2 protein-coding genes and 2 pseudogenes are annotated in these 6,378 nt (G+C 59.6%); 1 reads left to right on the top strand and 3 read right to left on the bottom strand.

Going from position 1 to position 6,378, the window contains the following annotated elements; translation table 11 throughout:
* Positions 1-982 precede the first annotated feature (982 nt).
* Entirely contained in the window at positions 983-1,438 is a 456-nt protein-coding gene (locus P9230_RS30960) for a transposase (RefSeq protein WP_256748481.1), read from the bottom strand.
* 793 nt (positions 1,439-2,231) lie between these two features.
* Between P9230_RS30960 and P9230_RS30955 the strand changes: the two genes are divergently transcribed.
* On the top strand, positions 2,232-2,747 hold the full coding sequence (locus P9230_RS30955; RefSeq protein WP_224570032.1) for a DUF2285 domain-containing protein: 516 nt from the start codon (positions 2,232-2,234) through the stop codon (positions 2,745-2,747).
* Positions 2,748-3,531: 784 nt separating this feature from the next.
* On the opposite strand, the pseudogene P9230_RS30950 reads toward P9230_RS30955, so the two are convergent.
* Both P9230_RS30950 and P9230_RS32465 read right to left on the bottom strand, forming a co-directional pair.
* A pseudogene (locus tag P9230_RS30950) lies at positions 3,532-4,999 on the bottom strand (NAD-dependent succinate-semialdehyde dehydrogenase).
* Positions 5,000-5,414: 415 nt separating this feature from the next.
* Positions 5,415-6,140 (bottom strand): annotated as a pseudogene (locus tag P9230_RS32465) (pitrilysin family protein); the annotation flags it as partial.
* Positions 6,141-6,378 lie beyond the last annotated feature (238 nt).

Raw genomic sequence — 6,378 nt, 5'->3', positions numbered from 1 at the left:
CTGCTTGATCAGCCATTCGATGTGATTTGACCACATCTGCAACACCTCGCGCTTCTCCTTGACGTTGCTATAGAGATTGTAGATTTCGCCAATGTCTGTCAAGGACGCCGCCTTGTGATTCAGTATGTGCTCGATGACGTGTGGCAATACCTGCCGCCTGCCGAGATTTGTCGCGAGCGTCCTGCGCAGATCGTGAAGGGTCCAGTTCTCCAAAGCCACCCCGTCAGTATTGACCTTGCCGTCTAGAGCCTTCTTGCCCTTCGCGTAGCCTGAGAAGTGGCTTCTTTCGTTGCCCCTCGCAGGGAAAAAAACGTGTCATTGGTCTTCGGTACCGTCTGGGGGACCGACACCGCCAGTGTGGACAGCGGAATAAGCGTAGGCTCTTCGTTCTTCGTGCGGTCACCCGATAGTTCCATGTTCCGGCTTCAAGGTTGAGGACCAACGCATCGCGGCAACTTCCGTACGCCTCTGTCCGGTCAGAATGAGCAGCTTGACGATGGAGCCGAACGAATAGCCGATATCGCCCGGTTCGGGCTCACAGCCCGTTCATATAGCCGCCAGTTCGGCATCGTTCACCACTCGCTTGCGCTTGACGATCGGGGCCGGATCCGGATTTTCCAATCCCTCGCGGGGAAACCGCGGATGAGCCGTTGCGGCGGTTTGCGACACCAGTTGAAAAATGCCCGCATACACCAGAAGGCCGTGTTAGCCGCTTGCGGGTGACCCCCGGCGACGATCTTCTTGGTGATGTTAGCAATGTCGGTGTCGATCACATGGTGGATAGAGCGACTCCCGAGGGCAGGCACAAGATACCGGTTCAGGCTGGCCTCGACCAGTGCGGTGTTTTGAGGGTCGTTACTCGGCGGCCTGGAGGTGACCGCCATCGCCGTCCTCGGTATCGTCAGCGCTGATATGCGCCTGATCGGCAAGGAAGGCTGGCAGTTCCGATGGAGCTATGCTGGAATTTGGGTGACGAGGCTGATCAAGCGGCGCTCTGCGGCTTCGTTTCGATGACCTGGATTCCGTCCAGGAACCTGGCACCTGCGATGAGTTTCGGCAACTGATTTTGTCCTTTCAATCGTCGCCACTTCCTGGCCGCGGCCAACAGCTTGAAGACCATCAGCTGGGCGGTTTTCGAGGATAGCGAGCCCTTGGTACGCACCGTGCGATAGCGAACGGTTGCAAAGACGCTTTCGATGGGATTGGACGTTCGCAGATGATCCCAGTGTTGGGCGGGGAAATCGTAGAGCGCCAGCGACGCAATATGATCTTTCGTCAGGCAGTCGACCGCCTTGGCATACGCCTCGGCCTCCATCTCGATCGCATGCGCAAGCAATTTGCGCGCGCCGCTGCGAAGTACATCCGTCAGGGTATCATCGATTTCGTCGGGCTGACGAAGGCGAACAATGTGTTGATAGTCTCGTTCATGGCGTATCACTCTCCTTGAGAGGTACTGGCAGGCTTCATCACCCGCCTCGATACGCCGCTCTCCTCAAGCCGCCATCATCCAGTTTCCGCCATGGCTCCCCCTGATTGATCCGCTTCACCTGTGCAACTGCACAGGCTGCCCTAGCGGGGAGATTGGCCTCCAATGGCGAAAGCTTGCCGCAGGAGACCCTCCGATGACCGTGCCTATGGCGCCGCCGCTACGACAACTTGCCGACAAGCAGCGTGCGATCCACTGCCGCGCTACTGCGCCTTCAAGGGACGTCTGGATCGCGACGCAGGAGCCGATGACCGTTACGGGATCAATTCCAGGTCGCGCTGGCCGTCGCTGTGCCAGTTCGACGGTCTGGTGGCAATTTGGGCACATCTTCTGTCGCCGACAGTGGCGATGGCTGACGCTTCAACGAAACGGGGTCTTCGACGTCTGCTGCCTTCGCCGATGCTTTGCGAAGTGGCATAATGTTTCGACGCACGCAGGCGCGGGCAGGGGATGTCAGTCATGAATCTCCTGACTGGCGCGGATCAGGCCGATTGGCGGGATGAAAGATCATACGACTACACCGCTGGCCTGACGCTGCGGGAGTGGGCTTGGGAGTTCTTACGCCGCAATCCAGCGTTCCAGCGCGATCTGACCGCTGCGCGCCAGCATTGCAAGACTTGGTCTCTCCAATCCTTTCTCGATATGGTCGCGTCGGCCGGCGACCTGTCACGCTGGGGTGTTCTGTTTCGCGGAGTCTTGTGGCCGCGCTTCGGTCGTATTCTGGTGTCCGCTCTGGTGCGTCCATGTGCTGCCGGTCATTGCGGAACGGTTGCCTGCCTCGTCGCCGACACCGCCGTTCGAACTCTCGGCATTGCCCTGTCGTGCAATCGTCCTGCTGGCGCCCGACAAGAGCCAGCATGTTCTTCTTCGCAATGCGGACCACGCGCTGCAGCTCGCCGTCTCGGGCGCGAATATCCTCCACCCTGTTTGCCTGCATACGCAAGCCATCTGGCCCGCGGTGCTTTTAAAGCATCGACTGAGGGGACTGGAGTGCCTCAATGCTCTCAGTCTAGGGCAACAGTTGCCCCCCCGCTTGTTTGCGCCGGAAAAGCGCGGCGTTCGTTTGTCCTTCGTTCTTCGTGCGCTCGACGGTTCGCTCGCCGGAGCACCTCATCGCGAGCTCGCCGAAGTTCTCATCGGTCAACGGCGCGTCCATGCCGACTGGGCGGATCCTCGCGATCATCTGCGCGACCGCATCCGTCGGGCCGTCTCGCGTGGCCGCGCGCTCATGAATGGTGGCTACAGAGATTTCCTAATTTGAAAAGCGACAGTCCGCGCTGTGCGTCGGTGGATGAACGTTCGCTCGCAGCTGTACCCGTCACCAACAGTTCGCCCGCCGACAGGACTGCATGGCGCCTTGCAAGTGCGCTCTGGTCTAGCTTGTCGATGCCGAAATGAGATGGGCGAGGGTGCCAAGGCGGTGGTTCATTAGGGCCGGCCTCGACCTGGACGCACATCATTGGTCGGAAAGCGGCGTGCACCGCAATGTCGCCATAGCAGCCAAGATCCTTTGAGGCCGGACCTGCAGTCCTGTTGGACCGGCGGGTGCAACAATATGGAGGGATCTGAGGCCTCACACCGTTCCCTGGTCGACAGCTCGGTCAACATAGCACCCACCGCTTGATTATGGAAATGGTGTGCCTGGAGTGCAGCGAGTAGCGGCTTGCTGCGCACTGTCCTAAGAATAGCAGTCATGACCCGTCTGGGGTTCTGCAACACGACGATTCAACCGCTTGGGCATTGTCGCATATCCCACAATGTAGAATGCGCAACAGGGCAAAAGCTGATCCATCGGCGGTTTATCAATGCTTTTTGGCTTGGCACGGCACATGCAACGCAATCGGCAAAAGGCGCACGAACTGAGTGGCCCATCGGCCCTAGGAGCGCTGACTTATGCCCTCCCAAGGCATGTCCGGCCCGACAGCGAGCTCAGTCTCCTGCCGGGCATCCGTGTTTCAGGTCAACGGCGTTTGGAACTTCCAATTAGGTGGCGGCATTGACCGCAGGCCGCCCCCCGGTGGGGCGGAGAGACAGTGCAGCAGGTTTCAAATCCCGCCCATGCAAAGATATTTCATTTCCAGATAGTCCTCGAGGCCATGACGGGAACCCTCCCGCCCGATGCCGGATTGTTTGATCCCGCCAAACGGTGCCGCCTCCGAGGACATGCGTCCCGTGTTGATGCCAACCATGCCATATTCCAGAGCCTCTGCCACACGCCAGACCCGCTTCAGGTTTGAGGCATAGAAGTATGCGGCGAGGCCGTATATCGTGTCATTGGCCTCGCGCACGACCTGATCCGCATCGTTGAAGCGAATGATCGGCGCGAGCGGCCCGAATGTCTCCTCTTGCGCGACTGCCATGACGCTGGAAATCTCGGTGAGGACCGTGGGTTCGAAAAACGTGCCATTCTTGCCGATACGCTGGCCCCCGCATCGTATTGTGCCGCCTTTCGCAATGGCATCTGCGACGTGAGACTCGATCTTGGCCAGAGCATGCTTGTCGATGAGCGGTCCGATGTCCACTCCGGCATCGAATCCGTCGCCAACCGACAAGTGCCGGATTCTTTCCACGAATTTCTTGACGAACTCATCGTGAACGCTCGATTGGACGTAAATGCGGTTCGCGGAAACGCAGGTCTGGCCGGCATTGCGGAACTTCGCCTGGACCGCACCGTCAACAGCACCGTCAATGTCGGCATCATCGAAGATGATGAAAGGTGCATTGCCGCCGGTTTCAAGGCTGACCTTCTTGATCTGGTCAGAGCACTGACGCATCAGCAGCCGTCCGACCTCGTTCGAACCGGTAAAGCTGATCTTTGGAATTGGTGCAGAGTTCACGGCCCACGCGATCACCTTCGGACGCATAGATCAGGTTGACCACGCCATCGGGAAAGCCGGCCTGATGGGCGAGGGCGAACATTGCGCCAGCCACGAGCGGCGTCTGTTCAGCGGGCTTGAGCACGATTGTGCAGCCCGCAGCCAAGGCCGGCGAGATTTTGCGCGCCACCATGGAGGCCGGGAAATTCCATGGCGTGATCGTGCCAACAACGCCGATGGGCTGCTTGATCACTAGCATTCGGCGGTCTGTCGAGGGTGCCGAGATCGTCTCGCCATAGACGCGATTGGCCTCCTCGGCATACCATTGCAGATACGCCGCCGCATGCGATACCTCTGAAATGGCTTCGGCAAGCGGCTTGCCCATTTCCGCAGTCAGAATCGCGGCGAGATCGCCTGCATGGTCGATGATCAGCTGATGCCATCGCCAAAGAACGTCGCTACGTTCTCGGGCCGTCAACGCGGCCCATCCCGACTGCGCAACATAGGCCTTGTCTACCGCAGCACGTGTCTCCTCCACGCCCATATCGGGAAGCTCTGCCAAAACTTCGCCGGTCGACGGATTGACGACCTCGAACGTCTTATTGCCAACTGGTCTGCCGAGTGCCGGCAGGCGGTCGATGGCTCCAAACAGGTGCGGGGATTTCAGACGGCGGATCATCGGCAGGCACAGGGGCAATACCGGATTCCTCCTCAACGCAGCGAACATCCAGGTCGACAGGCCGTCAGTGTGTATTCTGCACCAGTGGGTTCGTCGTAGGGCCTCGGCAAAGCAGCTGGTAGACCACGCTAGCCCGATGAAAAGACAGCAGTTTCGTTAGTTTGAGTGCCCGCGGTTCATCAATTGATGGATTAAGCAGTCGGATGTTTGCTTCATCCACCATGCCTGCTGGTGGCATGCGACTGAATTCTGCAAAAAGGCGGCATACATGCTGAGGAGCGCCATTTCGGCGAGAGGCCGCCGGACCGCCAATGCCGCGCAAGGTCGGCGAAAACGACTCCGCGCGTCTGCATGATCTGCTTGGCCCACGGGCCTCCACATTCGCTCTTCCCACGAGAAGCCCCGATGAAGAAGGAAGGTGAGATGAGTTTCTTTACTCATCCTTGCCGCCCAGCGGCGGGCCGACCACCAAAATGGCGGGCTCGGCCGAAAGCAGCTTTTTGGCCGCCGCCTTGACCTGTTTGAGCGTCACCCGACCGATGCTGCGGGCGCGACGCTGGTTGTAGTCGACGTCGGCCTTGTGAATCTGCAAATCCAGGAGCCGGTCTGCAATCGAGCGGGTCGAGCCCAGTTGGTCGATGGCATAGGCGCCGATCAGGTGCTTCTTCGACGCCTTGAGCTCGGCCCCGGTCGGTCCTTGCTGCGCCATCTGCTTTACCACATCTCGCACGATGCTCAGTGTTTGGGCAGCGCAGTCCGAGCGTGTCTCTGTCGTAACCAGAAGCGAGTCAAGGGTTAGTTCAGAGCTGACGTGATAGGCAAGGCCGCGTTTTTGACGTACCTCCTCGTAAAGGCGGGAAGTCAAGTATGAGCCGCCAAGGATGTCGTTCAGCAGCACGGCCGCGTAGAAATCCGGCGCGCTAGGCTTCACGCCAGGCCAGGCCAACGTCAGCGAAGTCTGCGGCAGGTCGTAGTTCTCCTCCACCAGTTGACCGAGTTTCGGCGCGACATCGTAGACGGGGACGAGGGTTTGTTGCTCAGGCAAATCACCAAACAGCTGGTCAAGCCTTTCCCTCAACGTGTTCGCGTCAATGTCACCCACCACGGCAATATGGAGCCCGTCGCGAGCGAAAATGGCCTGGTGGAAGGCGCGGAGGTCGGACGGCGTGATGCCGGGCAGGCTCTCTTTTGTGCCTTCTCCCAGCCTTGAACAAGGATGCGCGCCATAGATCGCGCGCAGCCATTTGCGCTGAGCGATGGCGTTAGGGTCTCGCTCGCTGCCGACGATGCGGGAGACAATCTCGGCGCGGACGCGATCGATCGGCCCCTGCTCGAAGCGCGGCGCGTTCAGCGCGAGCCGAAGCAGGCCGAACGCCGCGTCCTGCTTTTTGGAAAGC

The organism is Mesorhizobium sp. WSM4887, assembly GCF_029625865.1.
Classification (GTDB): domain Bacteria; phylum Pseudomonadota; class Alphaproteobacteria; order Rhizobiales; family Rhizobiaceae; genus Mesorhizobium.
The sequence above is the reverse complement of the archived record's forward strand: the minus strand, read 5'-3'. Positions and strand labels throughout refer to the sequence as shown.